This is a genomic window from uncultured Oceanicoccus sp., assembly GCF_963968385.1.
Taxonomy (GTDB): Bacteria; Pseudomonadota; Gammaproteobacteria; order Pseudomonadales; family Dasaniaceae; genus Oceanicoccus.
Genome location: NZ_CAXAHB010000040.1, coordinates 1 through 18158, shown reverse-complemented (window position 1 = coordinate 18158; position 18158 = coordinate 1). Strand labels below are relative to the sequence as shown.

At 46.3% G+C, this 18158-nt stretch carries 18 protein-coding genes; 3 read left to right on the top strand and 15 right to left on the bottom strand.

Going from position 1 to position 18158, the window contains the following annotated elements; translation table 11 throughout:
- Window positions 1-82: 82 nt before the first annotated feature.
- Together AACP44_RS05865 and AACP44_RS05860 are read left to right on the top strand one after the other, a co-directional pair.
- Complete coding sequence (locus tag AACP44_RS05865; RefSeq protein ID WP_339339550.1) at window positions 83-580, top strand: peptidylprolyl isomerase; 498 nt, start codon at window positions 83-85, stop codon at window positions 578-580.
- A 27-nt stretch (window positions 581-607) separates the two neighbouring features.
- Window positions 608-1330: a UDP-2,3-diacylglucosamine diphosphatase gene (locus AACP44_RS05860; protein WP_339339549.1), complete on the top strand. Its 723-nt coding sequence runs from the start codon at window positions 608-610 to the stop codon at window positions 1328-1330.
- Window positions 1331-1392: 62 nt separating this feature from the next.
- Here the strand turns inward: AACP44_RS05860 and miaE are convergent, their stop codons facing one another.
- From miaE to AACP44_RS05840, 4 genes are all read right to left on the bottom strand, one after another.
- Entirely contained in the window at window positions 1393-1995 is a 603-nt protein-coding gene (gene miaE, locus AACP44_RS05855; RefSeq protein WP_339339551.1) for a tRNA isopentenyl-2-thiomethyl-A-37 hydroxylase MiaE, read from the bottom strand.
- A gap of 5 nt (window positions 1996-2000) precedes the next feature.
- Entirely contained in the window at window positions 2001-2369 is a 369-nt protein-coding gene (locus AACP44_RS05850; protein ID WP_339339548.1) for a hypothetical protein, read from the bottom strand.
- Between the two features lie 176 nt (window positions 2370-2545).
- Window positions 2546-4144 carry a hypothetical protein gene (locus AACP44_RS05845; protein WP_339339547.1) on the bottom strand — a complete coding sequence of 533 codons (1599 nt, stop codon included), beginning with the start codon at window positions 4142-4144 and terminating at the stop codon, window positions 2546-2548.
- 219 nt (window positions 4145-4363) lie between these two features.
- Complete coding sequence (locus tag AACP44_RS05840; RefSeq protein WP_339339546.1) at window positions 4364-4846, bottom strand: DUF1289 domain-containing protein; 483 nt, start codon at window positions 4844-4846, stop codon at window positions 4364-4366.
- 439 nt (window positions 4847-5285) lie between these two features.
- On the opposite strand from AACP44_RS05840, the gene acnB reads away from it, so the two are divergent.
- Window positions 5286-7898 carry a bifunctional aconitate hydratase 2/2-methylisocitrate dehydratase gene (gene acnB, locus AACP44_RS05835; protein ID WP_339339545.1) on the top strand — a complete coding sequence of 871 codons (2613 nt, stop codon included), beginning with the start codon at window positions 5286-5288 and terminating at the stop codon, window positions 7896-7898.
- Between the two features lie 79 nt (window positions 7899-7977).
- Here the strand turns inward: acnB and AACP44_RS05830 are convergent, their stop codons facing one another.
- The 11 genes from AACP44_RS05830 to AACP44_RS05780 all read right to left on the bottom strand — a co-directional run.
- Window positions 7978-9183 (bottom strand): O-succinylhomoserine sulfhydrylase, encoded by a 1206-nt coding sequence (locus AACP44_RS05830; protein ID WP_339339544.1) that lies wholly within the window; start codon window positions 9181-9183, stop codon window positions 7978-7980.
- A gap of 27 nt (window positions 9184-9210) precedes the next feature.
- Window positions 9211-10731 carry an amidophosphoribosyltransferase gene (gene purF / locus AACP44_RS05825; protein ID WP_339339543.1) on the bottom strand — a complete coding sequence of 507 codons (1521 nt, stop codon included), beginning with the start codon at window positions 10729-10731 and terminating at the stop codon, window positions 9211-9213.
- 100 nt (window positions 10732-10831) lie between these two features.
- A complete protein-coding gene (locus AACP44_RS05820) occupies window positions 10832-11329 on the bottom strand; it encodes a CvpA family protein (RefSeq protein ID WP_339339542.1) in 498 nt (165 codons plus the stop codon).
- A gap of 79 nt (window positions 11330-11408) precedes the next feature.
- On the bottom strand, window positions 11409-11945 hold the full coding sequence (locus tag AACP44_RS05815) for an SPOR domain-containing protein (protein WP_339339541.1): 537 nt from the start codon (window positions 11943-11945) through the stop codon (window positions 11409-11411).
- The gene (gene folC / locus AACP44_RS05810) at window positions 11946-13226 is read right to left on the bottom strand and encodes a bifunctional tetrahydrofolate synthase/dihydrofolate synthase (RefSeq protein WP_339339540.1); all 1281 of its coding nucleotides are present in this window, start codon (window positions 13224-13226) and stop codon (window positions 11946-11948) included. It lies immediately after the preceding gene.
- Window positions 13227-14090, bottom strand: a complete 864-nt coding sequence (accD, locus tag AACP44_RS05805) for an acetyl-CoA carboxylase, carboxyltransferase subunit beta (protein WP_339339539.1) — start codon at window positions 14088-14090, stop codon at window positions 13227-13229.
- Window positions 14091-14153: 63 nt separating this feature from the next.
- Window positions 14154-14963 carry a tryptophan synthase subunit alpha gene (trpA, locus tag AACP44_RS05800; protein WP_339339538.1) on the bottom strand — a complete coding sequence of 270 codons (810 nt, stop codon included), beginning with the start codon at window positions 14961-14963 and terminating at the stop codon, window positions 14154-14156.
- A gap of 41 nt (window positions 14964-15004) precedes the next feature.
- Window positions 15005-16231 (bottom strand): tryptophan synthase subunit beta, encoded by a 1227-nt coding sequence (trpB, locus tag AACP44_RS05795; protein ID WP_339339537.1) that lies wholly within the window; start codon window positions 16229-16231, stop codon window positions 15005-15007.
- Between the two features lie 23 nt (window positions 16232-16254).
- Window positions 16255-16902 carry a phosphoribosylanthranilate isomerase gene (locus AACP44_RS05790; RefSeq protein WP_339339536.1) on the bottom strand — a complete coding sequence of 216 codons (648 nt, stop codon included), beginning with the start codon at window positions 16900-16902 and terminating at the stop codon, window positions 16255-16257.
- Window positions 16903-16983: 81 nt separating this feature from the next.
- A complete protein-coding gene (gene truA / locus AACP44_RS05785) occupies window positions 16984-17817 on the bottom strand; it encodes a tRNA pseudouridine(38-40) synthase TruA (protein ID WP_339339535.1) in 834 nt (277 codons plus the stop codon).
- Window positions 17818-17864: 47 nt separating this feature from the next.
- A partial coding sequence (locus AACP44_RS05780) for a FimV/HubP family polar landmark protein (protein WP_339339534.1) occupies window positions 17865-18158 on the bottom strand: 294 nt, incomplete at its 5' end.

Genomic DNA, 18158 nt, shown 5'->3' with positions numbered 1-18158 from the left:
TAGCTATTAGAGGTTCCGCCGGAGAGGCAAAAGCCTTATTATAGCGGCTTTCTTAAAATGAACACACAGGATAAAGGATTTTATGGTTATATTTAAAACAAACTATGGCGATATCAGTATTGAACTGGACTTTGATAACGCCCCTAACACCGCTGCCAATTTTGCCCAATACGTTAAAGACGGTTTTTACAATGGCACCATCTTCCACCGGGTTATTGATAATTTTATGATTCAGGGCGGCGGCTTTGAGTCAGGTATGATCCAGAAAGATACTCGCGACCCCATCGCCAATGAAGCTGACAATGGCCTAAAAAATGATGAGGGCACCTTGGCTATGGCTCGCACAATGGACCCAGATTCAGCTAGCGCCCAGTTCTTTATCAATGTGAAAGATAATGATTTTCTTAATCACACAGCAAAAACCAGTCAGGGTTGGGGCTATGCGGTGTTCGGCAAGGTGGTTGATGGTATGGATGTGGTCAATAAAATAAAATCGCTACCCACCACAATGAAAGGCGGGCATCAGGATGTACCCGTTGATGATATTATTATTGAATCGGCGGAATTAACTGAAGATTAATTGTCCTATATTGTCCTTTATTGCCCTATGACGACATTATTTATTTCAGATCTGCACCTTGATCCATCACGCCCGGCGGTAACCCGGGCGTTTTTGGATTTATTATCCGGCGAAGCTATATCCGCCGATGCCCTCTATATCCTTGGAGATTTTTTTGAGGTATGGATTGGTGATGATGACGATACTGAATTAAACCAAACGGTGATTGAGGCACTTAAAGTATTAACGACCAAAGGCACCCCTGTTTATATAATGCACGGTAACCGCGACTTTCTGATCGGCGAGCAATTTTGCCAACAGAGCGGCTGCCAGTTAATAGCCGACCCTACGGTGATTAATCTCTATGGCCGGAATGTGTTATTACTGCATGGCGATAGCCTTTGCACCGATGACACGGACTATATGGCATTTCGCCAGCAATGCCGCAGTCAGGCATGGCAAAACGAATTTCTATCCCAAGGTATTGAGCAACGCCGTCAATTGGCCAAACAAATGCGCGCTGAAAGCAAAACAGCTAATAGCAATAAAGCTGACGATATCATGGATGTTAATCAGCATGAGGTCCTGCGTATGTTTACCCAGCATGATGTCGATCTAATGATACATGGGCATACGCATCGACCAGCGATTCATCAGCATAAAGACAGTCATGCAAAGCGTGTGGTGTTGGGTGATTGGCACAATAGCGGCTGGGTTGTTCGCTTTCCGACTAGCGGTGAGTTTACGCTGGAAGAATTTTCTATATCCTAACGACAATCCTTTGCCGCGATATCGACAATTAGACGCTTTAACCTCTTATGACGGCTTCTTATTTAAGCCATCGGCCCACTGTGAAAACGAAATTCCTGATCAGGACTTTCAATCAGGTTTTTTTCTAACTCGGCATAATAAGCAATGCGATCGTTAATCGACGACGACGCATACTTTTCAGCCAGATCTAAATAATCCATAAAATGGCGGGATTCGGACTTAAGCAATGAAAGATAAAAATCCTTTAGCTCATCGTCTAAATGTGGTGCTAATTTTGCAAATCGCTCACAGGATCGGGCTTCTATAAAAGCGCCTATAATTAGACTGTCAATCAATTTTTCCGGCTCATGCGTTCGCAAACCTTGACGCATACCTGCAGCATATCGCGCGGAACTTAGCTGAATATAGGCAATATCGCGTTTTTTCATAATAGCGATCACCTGCTCAAAATGCCGCATCTCTTCCCTTGCCAGACGCGACATTTTATTGAGTAGATCAAACTTATCTACATAGCGATAAATCATATTTAGGGCGGTACTGGCGGCCTTCTTTTCGCAGTTAGCATGATCTATCAGCATAATATCCTGATGCTGCAATGCTGTTTCAACCCAGCGATCTGGTGTTTCGCAAGCTAGAAAATTATGGATAGCAGAGATATCTGGCAGACTCATTAGTAAGAACCCTTTACCGGCAGGTTGATTCGCGATTTTGAAACGGTGTTTATCTCCGGTATCAGGCCATTGCTGTCTTTGATTCGAAGTGGAATGGAAAACGATCTAACTTGCTTACCATCGGTGGTGCTAGCTAAACATTTAATATATATCTTGCCACTAGTCAGCGGCATAAGTTTTAACTGTATGACTAAGTTGCCATGATCATCTGTACTGTACACCTCAGCGGGGGTATCAATAAATTGATACTGTTCATTATCGACAAAATCCAAGTTTAATAACTTGCCTTTGGAAAAAGCAAAATCCAGCTCTAACACAACCACGCTATGAACTTGTAAATCGCCGACGGTGCTATGCTTCATTGCCATATGGCTACCGGCAACAGCATTGCTTGTTAGTGTTGTAACTCGAAATTTGTCGACAACAGAAACAGCTGAGCCGGACCAATCAAATCTATAAATTATAGCTACCAAGGAGAGTACTAATATAGCGAAGATGATCATTAGGCTGTATATCGACAACTTATTAGACATTATATAACCCTCTAATTAACCAAGACATCAAAACAGCGGCGCCCACTAGAACTATTTTCATCCTCTAAATAAGAAAAATGAGCCAGCGTGACAATATATTGCCCATGCAAATTGTGTGAAAAGTTGAGTGAGGCGCCATTAGAAACCGCCTGATAACGTATTATTTCCACACCACGTTTATAGACAACCACTACCGCCCTGCCATTATCAGTGGAAGAAATTTGAAACTGATAGCTTTTATTGAGATCGGCATCTAGCTTTAAAAATTGACTGACACCGAGTTTATTAATATTGCCAAACTGATTATTAGAACACACCTCTGCAGAGGTATTTAATTGTAACTGTTTATATATGACGTCTACATCCTGATAACCGTCAATATCATTATTTTCAATACTTTCATCACTGCCGAAATCATCGTTCACTGGCTCAGTATTTTGACTGGTAGTCAAATCATTAATAGCTTCATATTCAGAGCGCTGCTGCTTTAATTGATGAATAAAAGTAAAGAGTGTAGTTAATGACTCCGATGTACGATAAGCGTTGCTGCTAAGCACCTGAAAAATGGGATCAAAGCCAAGCTCGATAGCATCCACCTCATCATTATCAGCATCGAATAAATTATAAATAATAGATGCTACTGATGACTCACTATACCAGCCCGCAATAGTATGATTGAGTTCATCAAGTGCAAAGCTACTGGTTTTTCTCTGATTGAATCCATAACTATTGCGATAAGTTTTCGGGTCCTGAACAAACGAAGTGGCATTAGTCAAAGCAATACCGGAAAAAGCATCAGCCCAGCCCTCTTCAAAAGCCAGTCGAGCATCCAAGCGATCATCAATAGAATGTTCACCACCGAGAGCATCGGAACGACTAAAACTGCCTGTTATATAATGACCAAATTCATGAGCAATAACATGAGGATCATATTCATCGGTGTTACTATCCTCATCGCCTAGAAAAAATATTTCATGGGTGGTATTGACCACTTCCGCGCCAAGGAAGAATTTTTGCAGACGATAGAAGCTGCCGCTAATATCACCCTGTTTAATGCTTTCTTCATTTTCTATTGGAGCGGAGTTATTTAGCGTACTCCAGCGGACAGACAACAAAGGCAATGCAATATTGGCGTCGACCTTTATCACGGTGTCTACAGCCTCACAAAGCGTGTCTAGAATAGCAAAAGGGGCCGCCGCGCGAGCCTGAGTGTAATTTTTGGATCCCGACTGAACGCCGGCTCCAGCCAATAAATCACGGATAGGCCGGTCTGCTGGCGTCGCTACCATACTAGAGTCCAGCAAATAATAAGGCGCATTGGCATTGGTATTATCGGTTAATTGTATATCCCAGGACGTAGCACCCTCACTATCCTCTCGATAAAGCTGCGCACGAACCTGTATACAAACTGGCTGATTCTCCGGGACATTTAGACCGTATTGACCATCGCCATCTGATAAAGTTGTAGCCACGACATCCTGACTACATTGCCCATCACTGGCATCAACGGCCTCCACCACCACACCTCGCATAGGTAGTCGAGCAATATTTGTATAATCCAAGCCTGAACCGGTAATAGGAACTCGCTCATATTCAACACGCCCAGTCAAAGTACTATCTGAAGCGATATCTAAAATGGTTCGGCAGGAGCTGAGAGCTTGATTATTTGAGGGTGTTTGTACAGCAGGAAATCCCCCCTCCAAAAACGAAAAGGAAGTTGACAAATCTGCATTATTATCACTACCGCTCCCTCCACCTCCACCTCCACAGGCAGCGAGCAGTGTTGCAATATGCAATAAAGCTATCTTTAATCGAAGCATCTATTTTTTTTAAGTATTAGAATCTTCTACCTGCAAAGCGCTAGAGGCAAAATAACGCTGGTAATGAGCCTCAGAAAGAATATAGAACTCAGCATCAATGCTCAGACGCAATTCCCGTAAATCTGCATCCCGATACTGTGCATCCAACTCCAGTCCATATTGACCCAAGTCATCTAACTGACTGGCGCCGGCACGCAGTAGCTCATAGGCCCACAGATACGGGCTTTTATGTTTGGGATAAGCAATTTGCTGGGTATCCAGATGCCACTGCAGCAATTCTTGATGGGTTATCCGCATTTTTGCAGCGACAATTTGGGCGAGAAAGCTCTCTAAACGCTTATCAATTATTCGCTTTTGCGCCTGACTATAACTATTCCAATGAATGACTTCATGGCTAAAGCGCTTACAACCGCGACAAACACTATCGCCAATACCTGTTGAACAAACACCAATACAAGGTGTTTTGACTCTGATTTCTAACTCTTTACTCACTAGAACTCAATGACCATCGAATATTGCATGGATTGGACGGTGATGCCATTGGTAACAGGACACCACTTATTGTTATCAAGCTGGCATTCTAACGCGACCCAGTGCTTTTCGGAATGGTCATTAAGGGTTTATTTTGCCACTAAATCAGCCTGACTAGATACGCGCGCGGACCGGCATTGACTCACCTGTAACAACAACCAAACAGTGCTTGAGCGCCATTCAGCGACCCAATACCCCCGATCAAAAAAAAGAATAGCCCTATAGAGATCAACAACTTAACTTCACTATCTATTTTTAGTATAATGCGCGCCCTTATTTCCGTGATCTGCCTGAAACAGTAGATTTTATCGTCGATGTCAGCATCGACATTTCGGAGGATAGCGATCCTATCACCCCGAATATAGTCCATTGCTGGACGACAAATAACGAGGAGTTACCTGTGTTAGAAGCCTATCGCAAACACGTTGAAGAGCGCGCTGCTGAATCTATTCCACCCAAGCCACTAAATCCTGAACAAGTTGCCGGCTTGGTTGAATTACTCAAAACGCCACCAGCTGGCGAAGAAGCCTTTCTGCTTGATTTAATCACCAATCGAGTGCCACCCGGGGTTGATGAAGCCGCCTATGTTAAAGCCGGTTTTTTATCCGCCATTGTCAATGGCGATGCCCAATCACCGCTTATCGACAAAACTAAAGCGGTTGAGCTGCTTGGCATGATGTTAGGTGGCTACAATATCGAAACATTGGTTAATACCCTAGACAACAGTGAACTGGCTGAACTAGCTGCTGAACAGTTAAAGCAAACGCTATTAATGTTTGACGCTTTCCATGATGTCGCTGAAAAAGCCAAATCAGGTAATGCACATGCCAAGGCTGTTATGCAGTCTTGGGCTGATGCCGAGTGGTTTACCAGTCAGGATGAAGTCCCTGCATCGATTAAAGTTGCGGTATTTAAAGTCACCGGTGAAACCAATACCGATGATCTCTCTCCTGCACCTGATGCCTGGTCGCGTCCAGATATCCCGCTCCATGCGAGAGCCGCTTATAAAATGCAACGCGATGGCCTGATTCCGGATGAGCCGGGTGTTGTCGGTTGTATGAACCAAATTGATGAAGTCAAAGCGAAAGGTCTACCGGTTGCTTTTATTGGTGACGTTGTAGGCACCGGATCCTCACGCAAGTCAGCCACCAACTCCGTACTGTGGTTCTTTGGCGATGACCTTCCTGGCGTACCCAATAAACGCGGTGGCGGTATTTGTATTGGCGGTAAAGTTGCCCCTATCTTCTTTAACACCATGGAAGACGCCGGCGCCTTGGTATTTGAAGCGCCGGTTGAAAAACTGGGCATGGGTGATGTCATTGAAATAAGGCCTTATGACGGCAAAATTCTCTCTGACTCGGGCGAAGTCTTGTCAGAATTCACGATGAAATCCGATGTTATTTTTGATGAAGTTCGTGCCGGTGGTCGTATCAATTTAATTATTGGTCGCGGTTTGACTCAGCGCGCGCGTGAAGCTCTAGGCTTACCACCTTCAGACCTGTTCCGAGCACCAACACAGCCTGCCGATACCGGTAAAGGCTATACCCTAGCACAGAAAATGGTGGGTAAAGCCTGTGGCATTGAAGGCGTTCGTCCCGGCACCTACTGCGAACCTAAGATGACCACGGTTGGCTCGCAGGATACCACTGGGCCAATGACACGTGATGAACTCAAAGATCTAGCCTGTCTAGGTTTTTCCGCTGACCTGACCATGCAGTCGTTCTGTCATACCGCGGCTTACCCCAAGCCTGTTGATATTGATACCCAACACACGCTTCCTGATTTTATTATGACTCGCGGCGGTGTTTCACTGCGCCCAGGTGATGGTGTTATCCACTCTTGGTTGAACCGTATGTTGCTACCGGACACGGTGGGTACTGGTGGTGATTCGCATACCCGCTTCCCAATGGGAATTTCTTTCCCGGCCGGTTCCGGTCTGGTCGCCTTTGCTGCTGCCACCGGTGTTATGCCACTAGATATGCCTGAATCAGTGTTGGTTCGCTTTAAAGGTGAAATGCAGCCAGGGATTACTTTACGTGATTTGGTTCATGCCATCCCTTATTACGGCATCAAGCAAGGTCTATTAACCGTGGAGAAAAAAGGCAAAATCAACTTCTTCTCTGGTCGCGTTTTAGAAATTGAAGGATTGGATGACTTGAAGGTTGAACAAGCCTTTGAATTATCTGACGCTTCTGCCGAGCGCTCTGCGGCTGGCTGTACTATTAAGCTATCTGAAGAGTCACTCAGGGAGTATATGACCTCTAACATTACCTTGCTGCGCTCGATGATCGCAGATGGATACGGTGATGCACGCACACTTGAGCGTCGCGCCCAAGCAATGGAAGCTTGGCTGGCCAAGCCCGAATTAATGTCTGCCGATGCCGATGCTGAATATGCTGCCGTTATCGAGATTGATCTGGCTGACATTACCGAACCAATTGTTTGCTGCCCGAATGATCCAGATGATGCCAAGCTATTATCTGAAGTGGCTGGCGACAAGGTAGATGAGGTGTTTATCGGTTCTTGTATGACCAATATTGGTCACTTCCGCGCTGCTGGCAAACTGTTAGAGAACAACAGCGGTTCATTGCAAACCCGTTTTTGGATGGCCCCGCCAACTAAAATGGATGAGCATACACTGATGGAAGAAGGTTATTACAATATCTTCGGTCGTAACGGTGTTCGCACCGAGATGCCGGGTTGCTCCTTGTGTATGGGTAATCAGGCACGAGTGGCTGCCGGCACCACGGTACTCTCAACCTCGACCCGTAATTTCCCCAACCGTCTGGGCGATGGCGCTAATGTGTATCTGACTTCGGCTGAACTGGCTGCGGTGGGAGGTATTCTTGGCAAACTACCAACGCCTGCAGAATATATGGAATACGCTAAAAATCTGGATACACTATCTGACGAGGTTTATCGCTATATGAATTTTGATCAGGTCGAATCTTTTCAGAAGGCCGCTAACGAAGCCAAGATTAATGCCGTTCAGATTGAGGAAGTGGCTCAGTAGTCTGACTCACTTTTCTCGACTCAATAAAAAAGCCCTGATCATTATGATCAGGGCTTTTTTTATGGAGCGGGTTTGTGCGTTAAAGCGCTGCCAAACCGCGTTGCATATCGACCTTAAGGTCTTCGATATCCTCAAGGCCAACGGCAACACGTATTAGATTGTCACTAATGCTAGCAGCAGCGCGTTGCTCATCAGTCAAGCGACCATGAGTGGTTGTGGCTGGATGCACTATGGTTGTTTTAGCATCGCCCAAATTGGCCGTCAGTGAGCAAATACGGGTTGCATCGATAAAGCGCCAAGCTGCCGCCTTATCACCTGCCACACAAAACGACAAAACACCGCCGTAGGCGCGCTGCTGTTTTGTAGCCAAAGGTTTGCCCGGATGGGAATCTAGGCCGGTGTAATAAACCTTATCAATACCTTTTTGCTGCTCAAGCCATAGCGCCAGTTGCATGGCATTATCGCTATGGGCATCCATACGCAAGCGCAAAGTTTCCAAGCCTTTTAAAAACACCCAGGCATTAAATGGACTCATGGTTGGCCCGCAGGTGCGAATGAAACCAACAACCTCATCAATGAGGGCTTTGCCCCCTACTACACAACCGCCAACACAACGACCTTGACCATCAAGGTATTTGGTCGCTGAGTGAATAATTAGATCAGCGCCAAATGCCAATGGCTTTTGCAACGCCGGAGTACAAAAACAATTATCGACCACAAACAGGCATTCATGCTCTTTGGCCAAAGCAGACAAGGCAGATAAATCGGCTACTTCACAAATCGGATTGGAAGGTGTTTCACAAAATAACATTTTTGTATTTGGCTGAATCGCCTGCGACCAATCCTGTAAATCAACCAGATCAACAAAGGTGACTTCCAAACCGAACTTAGCCAAATACTTAAGAAATAAGTTAGTGGTAGTGCCAAACACATTGCGCGAGCAAACAACATGATCACCCGCCTGCAACAATGACATGCAAGTGCTCAAAATTGCCGCCATGCCTGAAGCCGTAGCTACAGCAGCTTCGCCACCTTCCATCGCAGCAATACGTTGCTCAAAATTACGAACGGTTGGATTGGTATAACGAGAATAGACATTGCCTGCCTCTTCACCGGAAAAACGTTTAGCGGCTTGCTCTGCGCTATCAAACACATAACTAGAGGTCGGATAGATAGGCTCAGCATGTTCACCTTCACCGGTTCGCATTTGTCCGGCACGGATCGCCAAGGTATCAATCTGCGCATCATCTAATGCGGCTCTGCGTTCACTATCTTTTTCAGACATGCTGTTGGTTCTCTATGCTAGCCAAACTTAAGAAGCGTCATCGTTATGTAAGGCAATACCTGCAACATCCTCGGTTTCTGCCCGCTCTGATTTAGATTGATCGTTGCGTGCGGCAGCAATGGTATTGAGATAGTTGTCATCAATATCGCCGGTAATATACTCACCATTAAAAACCGAACAATCATACTGGGTAATTTCTGGATTACCTTCGGTTGAACTGGCCACCAAATCATCCAGCTCTTGATAGACCAGCCAATCGGCGCCAATTAAATCACAGACTTGCTGCTCTGTGCGATTATGCGCAATCAGTTCCTCGGCCGCCGGCATATCGATACCGTATACGTTTGGGTATCTAACCGGCGGGGCTGCCGAGGCGAAATAGACTTTGGCAGCGCCAGCATCTCTAGCCATTTCTATAATTTGACGACATGTAGTACCGCGCACAATGGAGTCATCGACCAACATGACATTTTTATCTTTGAACTCCAGCTCAATGGTATTTAATTTTTGTTTTACCGATTTTTTACGTTCACTCTGGCCAGGCATAATAAAGGTTCTGCCGATATAACGATTTTTTACCAAGCCTTCGCGAAATTTTACCCCTAGATTTTGCGCCACCGATTGGCCGGCAATACGACTGGAATCAGGAATCGGCACCACCACATCGATATCGTGATCGGGTCTTAACGCCAATATCTTGGCAGCTAATTTTTCGCCTTGGCGTAAGCGCGATTTATAAACGGATACGCCATCCATAATCGAATCAGGACGAGCAAAGTAAACATGCTCAAAAATACACGGGGTAGCCTTGGCGTTTGCAGCACATTGTCGTGAATGCAGTTTGCCATCAATATCAATATAGACCGCTTCACCAGGTGCTACATCTCTTACCAACTTAAAGCCCAAACAATCAAGCGCCACACTCTCTGAGGCGATCATATACTCGGTGCCGAATTCGGTTTCACGGGCACCAAAGACTAGCGGACGAATACCGTGCGGATCACGAAAACCCACTACGCCATAATTAGCCAACATAGCAATAGCACCATAACCCCCAAGACAGCGAGCATGAACACCGGCAACGGCAGCAAAGATGTCATCCGCCGAGGGTGCTATCTTGCCCAGCTTTTGCAATTCATGGGCAAAGATATTCAACAAGACTTCAGAATCTGAATCGGTATTAAGATGGCGTAAATCGGTCTGAAATAACTCCCTACTTAATTGCGCGGCATTCGTCAGATTACCATTATGGGCAAGGCTAATGCCGTAGGGAGAATTGACATAGAAAGGTTGAGCCAAAGCTGGGCTTGAACTGCCTGCAGTCGGGTAGCGCACATGACCAACACCGATATTGCCAGTCAGACGCTGCATATGGCGATTGTGAAATACATCCCTAACCAGACCATTGCCTTTACGCTGATTTAGACGACCATTGTCACAGGTGACAATACCGGCAGCATCCTGTCCCCGATGTTGCAATACCGTTAAGGCATCATAAAGGTCTTGATTTACATTGGACTTAGCTACTATGCCGACAATGCCGCACATCGATCAAACCTCACAAGCATTACGCTTAAAAAATATTGCTATGTATTCACAACAATCTGTACCGAATCCTTCATTTGAGCCTCTCTACTCCTCAGAGAAGTCAGGGCATTAAACGCCCAAATAAATCTAACAATAAGGCAAAGGTGTCTTTGCACCAATGCTCAATTAACAAGAACTGTGGAATCAAGATCGACTGCTGCCACCAACTATCCTGATTAACAGGAAATGCCATTGGCACCAATATTAACAGGGCCATCACCACGATGACGCCGCGAGCCAAACCAAAGGCCATACCAAATAAACGATCGGTACCGCTAAGCCCGGTCATTTTAACTAATTCACTGACTAAATACTTGACCATTGAGCCAACCACAAAGGTGGCAATAAACAGGGCGACAAAGGACAGCAGGTATCTCAGTGAAGCGGATTCAACCAACCCCTGCAACAGTACGGCCATGTGCCCGTGAAAGGCCAGCGATACAAAGAATGCTATGCCCCATACCACCAGAGATATTGCCTCTTTGACAAAACCACGCTTAACACTGATTAAACTGGATATCGCCAGAATGCCAACGATAGTCCAATCTGCCCAATTCATTACCATTGTCCGTGCCCGTTTTGTTGCAGCGTGGATTCTACCAGAGGCTTAATGCTGACCATAGTATTTTGTTTATCGTCTACTGCTCAAATTTCACTATCAACGACTTGACCTTATAGCGTTTATCTATGATGTTTTTATCTTTATTAAAAGCGTCTTTGGTAAATCGCGGACCAATAAAAACTTGCCTTAGCTTACTCTCTTTGGTCGCGATAACCCGAGTAAACGCCTTATAACCCTGCTTCTGCAAAGCCTGCTTGAGCTCATCGGCCTTTTTCGGTTGAGTGAAGCTAGCCACTTGCAACACCCAAGCCTCAGGCAAGCCGTCTTTATTAAGTCTGGTAGTAGTCTCTGGCTTAGCTTTTATTTTAGCCTGAGCTTTGGCTGCCGGCTTTACCGCCTCAGTATCTGGCTTGGGCTTGCTAACAGGCTGAACAATATGTGGACGAACTGGGTCTTTCATCTGGTATTTTTCAAACGCCGGTTTCGGCGGAATTTGACTGCTACGATCCATCACCACACTATTAGGATCGGTAAATATAACCGGCCAGAGTATTAAGGCGACCACGACTAATACAATAGCACCGACCAATCGCTGCTTAAAACCATCGTTCATTTAACTATTTCCTTCGTTAGTGAATTTAGCGGCATCACCCTGAAGCATTAAGACCTCGGCAACAGTAAAAAAAGAGCCAAAGACAAGCAGTCGATCGCCCTCCTCCATTAAGGATAGTACCCTTTGATAAGCCTGCTGAATATCTTTACCAACCTCAAATTTATTAATATTGTGCTGAGATAAGACGGTTGTCATCTGATTGCTAGGCATAGCACGATCATTATTCGGCTGATCGGCGACAAACCAAGCATCGATTTCTGCCGTTAATGCAGCAACGATACCATCAAGATCTTTGTCTTGCATAACCGATATCAAGGCAAAGGTCCTCCCCTCACAACGCTGAGCTTGTAAACGCTCTGCCAAATAGTTGGCTGCGGCAGGGTTATGGGCAACGTCAAGAATCAACGGCTTACCGTTGATCTTAATCTGCTGGAAGCGTCCCGGTAACTGCACAGTATTAACACAGGCAAAATCGATATTAGCCGTAGCTAACGGCAGCAGATGTATGGCTTGTATTGCCGCGGCAACGCTTTCTTTGGGCAATTGTGGCTCTGGCAAATTGACACACTCTATCGATTGTCCCGATATATTGGTCCCTGACCAACAACCATTTTCAAACTGAAAATCCTCTCCGGCCTGATAAAAATCGGCTCCACACTCTTGCGCGACTGTGCGCAATGACGCCGGCGGATTGAATCCGGCAGAGATAGCCGGTTTGCCGGCCCGGAAAATACCGGCTTTTTCACGTCCTATTTGTTCGCGATCCAGCCCCAACCAATCCTGATGATCAATAGCAATACTGGTGGCTATAGCAATATCTGCATCGATAATATTAACGGCATCAAGACGCCCCCCTAAACCGACCTCAAGCACCGCCACATCAAGATGACTGCGCTGAAAGATATCCAGAGCAGCCAGCGTACCAAATTCAAAATACGTTAGCGGGGTTGCTGCTCTTGCATCATCAATACGCTGAAAGGAATGCATTAAGGTAGCATCGTCGACGGGTAAACCATTAAGCATCACGCGTTCATTGTAATGAAGAAAATGAGGAGAGGTATAACAGCCGACGCGGTAGCCGGCAGAGAGCAGTAAAGCATTGAGGGTAGCGACACAGGAACCCTTGCCGTTGGTACCGGCAACGGTAATCACCTGACAATGGTTGAGTGAAATAGCCATCGCACTGGCAACGCTGCCAACACGCTCAAGCCCTAACTCTACTTCGCGGGGATGGCAGGACTCTTGCCATTCCAGCCAGTCCTGCAATTGCTGAAAACGCATTTATGCCGCTGGACGATGTGTCAACTTGGAAAGAATGCTCGATAGGCTATCGCGCATATCTTTACGATGAATAATCATATCAATAGCACCATGCTCTAATAGGAATTCACTGCGCTGGAAGCCCGCCGGTAATTTTTGACGAATGGTTTGCTCAATAATATTCGGACCTGCAAAACCGGCGCGTGCGTCCGGTTCAGCCACATTGATATCACCTAACAAAGCTAAGCTAGCTGATACACCACCATAAATGGGGTCGGTCATTACCGAAATATAGGGCACCCCTTTTTGTTTTAGCCGTTCTAGCACAGCACTGGTTTTAGCCATTTGCATTAACGAGATTAAGGCTTCCTGCATACGGGCACCGCCAGAAGCTGAAAAGCACACAAAGGGGATATTTTCTTGCAACGCCAGATTAGCCGCCCGAGTAAACTTCTCACCTACGGCATAACCCATTGAGCCACCATGAAAATTAAACTCAAAGGCGACAACCACAACTGGCACATCTTTAACCGTGCCACGCATTGCAACAAGCGCATCCTTTTCACCGGTACTTTTTTGTGCCGTCGCCAAACGATCTTTGTACTTTTTCTTGTCTTTAAATTTCAGCCGATCAATAGGCTCGATGTCGGCAAAGACTTCTTCCCTACCAGCTGCATCTAAAAAACCATCAATACGGCGACGAGCACCAATACGCATATGGTGCTCACACTTGGGACAAACATCGAGATTTTTTTCCAACTCTGGACGATATAGTACTGCATCGCACTTTACACACTTTTTCCACAAACCTTCAGGCACACTGGTACGGCGATCCTGTTGCTCAGTTTTATCTAGGGTAGGAAGTATTTTATCTAGCCAGCTCATTGGGAATCCCTATAATCAATCATAGTGTTACTTATAGTCAATTTTGTGTCTTATGCAATGCAATCAGACTGCATCCATAGCCTGACGCATAGCACCAATTAGCGCAGATGATTGCTCAACAGCATTATTATCGCTTGCCGCCACTGTTTCAACCACCTTATTGACCAAGGCACTACCAACTACCACACCCTCAGCCAAGCGCGAAATCGATACAGCAGACTCATTATCCTTGATACCAAAACCGACCACCACGGGCAAATCTGTAATCGTTTTGATTTGTGCGACTTTTTCTTCGACCGAATCAATATCCAGATGCCCTGCGCCCGTGACCCCCTTGAGGGAAACATAGTACAAATAGCCGGTCGCTAAACTGGCAATGCTTTGGATGCGTTCGTTGGTGGTGGTAGGTGCAATAAGAAAAACGCTATCAATCTCCACCTGTTTCAAAGCCGCGTTTAGCTCTTCGGTTTCTTCCGGTGGCAGATCCACCGTTAACAAGCCATCAACACCTGCATCTGATGCTGCTTTGGCAAAGTTGTCGTAACCCATTCTCATCACGGGGTTAACATAGCCCATTAATACCACGGGGGTACGCTGATTGTGCTGACGAAACTCTTTTACCATGGCTAAAATAGTAGCCAAACTAACATGATGCTCCAATGCTCTTTCATGGGCCAACTGGATAACCGGCCCTTCTGCCATTGGATCGGAAAAAGGCACCCCAAGCTCAATGATATCGGAACCGTCGCGTACAAGCTGGTGCATCATACTGACGGTAAAATCCGGCGCCGGATCGCCCGCAACAATATAAGGGATTAATGCTTTACGACCTTCTTGCTGTAATGCTTGCATACAAGCAGTAATACGACTCAAGGTTGGTTCCTCTTGACTGACTTTTATATGACTAATCGCGGTTAAACTTTAATACCATCCAACTCGGCAACGGTAAGAATATCTTTATCGCCGCGACCGGATAAGTTCACCACAATGGTTTGCTCTGGTGTCATGGTCTTAGCCAGTTTTTCCGTGTAGGCCAGCGCATGACTGGTTTCTAAAGCCGGCATAATACCTTCGATTAAGGTTAGCTGACGGAACGCATGCAAGGCCTCGTCATCATTGACCGCAACATAGTCAACGCGATCAATATCCTTTAACCATGAATGTTCAGGACCCACACCAGGATAATCCAAACCGGCAGAAACCGAGTGAGTTTCTATAATTTGACCGTTATCATCTTGCATTAGATAGGTACGATTACCGTGCAGGACGCCCGGTTCACCGGCACTCAATGGCGCAGCGTGTTGACCAGTTTCAACACCACTACCCCCCGCTTCAACGCCATACATTTTAACCGCTTCATCTTGCAGGAATGGATGAAATAGACCAATAGCGTTAGAACCACCACCGACACAGGCAACCAAAGCGTCAGGCAGCTTGCCGACCATCTCCAAGTGCTGTGCTCGAGCTTCACGGCCAATGATCGACTGAAAATCTCTAACTAATTGCGGGTAAGGATGTGGACCTGCAACGGTGCCGATAATATAAAAAGTATCATCAACATTGGTAACCCAATCGCGCATAGCTTCGTTCATCGCGTCTTTTAGGGTTTTAGAGCCTGAGGTGACGGGTATCACTTCTGCACCCAGCAATTTCATGCGATAGACGTTTAGTGACTGACGCTTAACATCATCTTCACCCATAAATACATGGCATTCCATACCCAGACGCGCGGCAACGGTTGCAGAAGCAACACCATGTTGACCTGCGCCGGTTTCAGCGATCACCCGTTTTTTGCCGGAGTATTTGGCTAGTAAGGCCTGCCCAATCGTATTGTTGACCTTGTGCGCGCCGGTGTGATTTAAATCTTCACGCTTTAAATAAATTTGTGCGCCACCGACTTGCTTACTCCAGCGCTCGGCATGATATAGCGGAGAAGGACGGCCTACATAGTGAGCCATATCTTTATCGAACTCGGCCTGAAAGTCAGGATCGGAAGATAGCTTATTATAGGAAGCTTCCAATTCATCCAATGCCGAGATTAATGTTTCAGAGACATAGCGACCACCATAAGGCCCGAACCGGCCATGCTTATCGGGTACCGCTGTGTAATCGACTGCTTTTACAGACTTACTTGCTGTCATGCTTATACACCATACTTCTATTGTTAACCAAGGGCGGCATCTGCGCGCTGGACGCCCTTAATAAATTCGACGACTTTGTCTTTATCTTTGCTGCCGGCTGAAACTTCAACACCACCGCTAACATCAACGGCATAAGGCCTAAACTGAGCGACTGCATCACTGATATTATCCGGTGTTAATCCGCCAGCTAACACTATACGGCTAAGCCGTTGCTTGGGGATTAAATTCCAATCAAAAGATTCCCCGGTACCACCGGGCACCCCTTGACGGTAAGTGTCCAGCAAAATGCTACGCGCCGTAGCAAAACGATCGATTTCTTTGGCAATATCCAACTCGGGTTTCATTCTGATCGCCTTAATATAGGGGTAACCCGCCGCCTCACATTGCTCAGGCGATTCTTGACCATGAAATTGCAAAAGATCGATAGGTAATTCGCTGGTTATTGTTTGCATCGATGCCGGTGTTGCATCTACGGTTAATGCCACCACCGAGACAAAGGCGGGTATGACCGAGCAAATCTTCGCCGCCTGAGCCACGCTAACTGACCGTGGGCTGGGCTCATAAAACACCAGACCAATAGCATCAGCGCCTGCTTCAACAGCCACTAATGCATCATCGGGATGGGTTATGCCACAAATTTTTATTCGGGTGCGAGTCACGGCAGGCTTCACAGATTAAAGTGTTTTAATAATCAACCAATTAAGACCGCATATGGTAACAAACACCAACACAGCTGTCTGCATCAACGATACTTAAAAACCCGCTAAAAAGAAGGGGCCGGAGCCGGATGAGGGCAATTGAAAAGACTCGGGATAAGTCACCCCTACCAAGTACAAACCAGAGGGTGGCGCGGTTACGCCGGCGACTGTACGATCTTTGGCTAATAACACCTCTTCTGCCCAAGTAACTGGCTTTATGCCGGCGCCTATGGCAATCAAAACACCAGCGATATTACGCACCATATGATATAAAAAGGCATTGGCTTCTATATCGATAACGACCATATCAGCGCAACGACTGACTTTGAGAAAATGCACATTGCGCATCGGAGTGTTGGATTGGCAGGCAACCGCCCGATAGGAAGTAAAATCCAGCTCACCCAAGAGTGCCTGTCCAGCTTGATGCATAGCCTGCACATCGAGAGGACGATTCTCCCAAGTAACACCGCCAGACAATAAAGCAGAACGCGCCGGAGTATTTAAAATAATATAACGATAACGCCTGGCTGTGGCTGAGAAACGCGCATGAAAATCGTTAGCAACGGGTTTTGCCCAATGAATGGCAACTTGCGGCGGTAAATGCGTATTGCCACCACTCACCCAGGCCTTTTCATCGCGCTCACAGGGACTGTCAAAATGCACAATTTGATGACTGGCATGAACACCGGCATCGGTTCTGCCTGCGCATTGCACACTAATCGGTGCATTGGCAATATGGCCAAGCGCTTGCTCAAGCGCCTCCTGCACGGTGGCTACTTGCGGTTTACGCTGACTCTGCCAGCCATGAAAAGCACGGCCGTCATAGCTAACCGCCATGGCCACGCGATCCCCCTGATTAAATCGTGCGGTAAAAGCCGGTTTATTCATAACAAAAAAGGTCAGGAGAAATAATCAGATTAATTACGATCAAAGTGTTAAATACGCTCGGATAAGGCTTGCGCCTCCAGCTTTTGTTCGTCGGAGCCCTCTTGCATCACTTCATCGAGAATATCTCGAGCGCCTTCGATATCACCCATATCCATATAGGCCCGAGCCAAGTCTAATTTGGTCGCCACCTCGTCGGTGTCAGCCAAGAAATCAAAACCGTTATCGTCAGCCTGCTCAGGGGTCTCGCTCGCACTGCTTGCACTCGTCAGTGGATCGGGTGCAGTGTCCAACGAGAGATCCAAGTTAGCATCAGTAGTATCCAGCTCTAATATTTCACTTTC

Excerpts from the sequence above, each read along its gene's own strand:
- AACP44_RS05865 (WP_339339550.1), top strand. The coding sequence starts at position 83 with ATGGTTATATTTAAAACAAACTATGGCGATATCAGTATTGAACTGGAC.
- AACP44_RS05860 (WP_339339549.1), top strand. The coding sequence starts at position 608 with ATGACGACATTATTTATTTCAGATCTGCACCTTGATCCATCACGCCCG.
- AACP44_RS05850 (WP_339339548.1), bottom strand. The coding sequence starts at position 2,369 with ATGGCAATGAAGCATAGCACCGTCGGCGATTTACAAGTTCATAGCGTG.
- AACP44_RS05830 (WP_339339544.1), bottom strand. The coding sequence starts at position 9,183 with ATGTCTGAAAAAGATAGTGAACGCAGAGCCGCATTAGATGATGCGCAG.
- purF (WP_339339543.1), bottom strand. The coding sequence starts at position 10,731 with ATGTGCGGCATTGTCGGCATAGTAGCTAAGTCCAATGTAAATCAAGAC.
- AACP44_RS05820 (WP_339339542.1), bottom strand. The coding sequence starts at position 11,329 with ATGAATTGGGCAGATTGGACTATCGTTGGCATTCTGGCGATATCCAGT.
- AACP44_RS05815 (WP_339339541.1), bottom strand. The coding sequence starts at position 11,945 with ATGAACGATGGTTTTAAGCAGCGATTGGTCGGTGCTATTGTATTAGTC.
- folC (WP_339339540.1), bottom strand. The coding sequence starts at position 13,226 with ATGCGTTTTCAGCAATTGCAGGACTGGCTGGAATGGCAAGAGTCCTGC.
- accD (WP_339339539.1), bottom strand. The coding sequence starts at position 14,090 with ATGAGCTGGCTAGATAAAATACTTCCTACCCTAGATAAAACTGAGCAA.
- trpB (WP_339339537.1), bottom strand. The coding sequence starts at position 16,231 with ATGACAGCAAGTAAGTCTGTAAAAGCAGTCGATTACACAGCGGTACCC.
- truA (WP_339339535.1), bottom strand. The coding sequence starts at position 17,817 with ATGAATAAACCGGCTTTTACCGCACGATTTAATCAGGGGGATCGCGTG.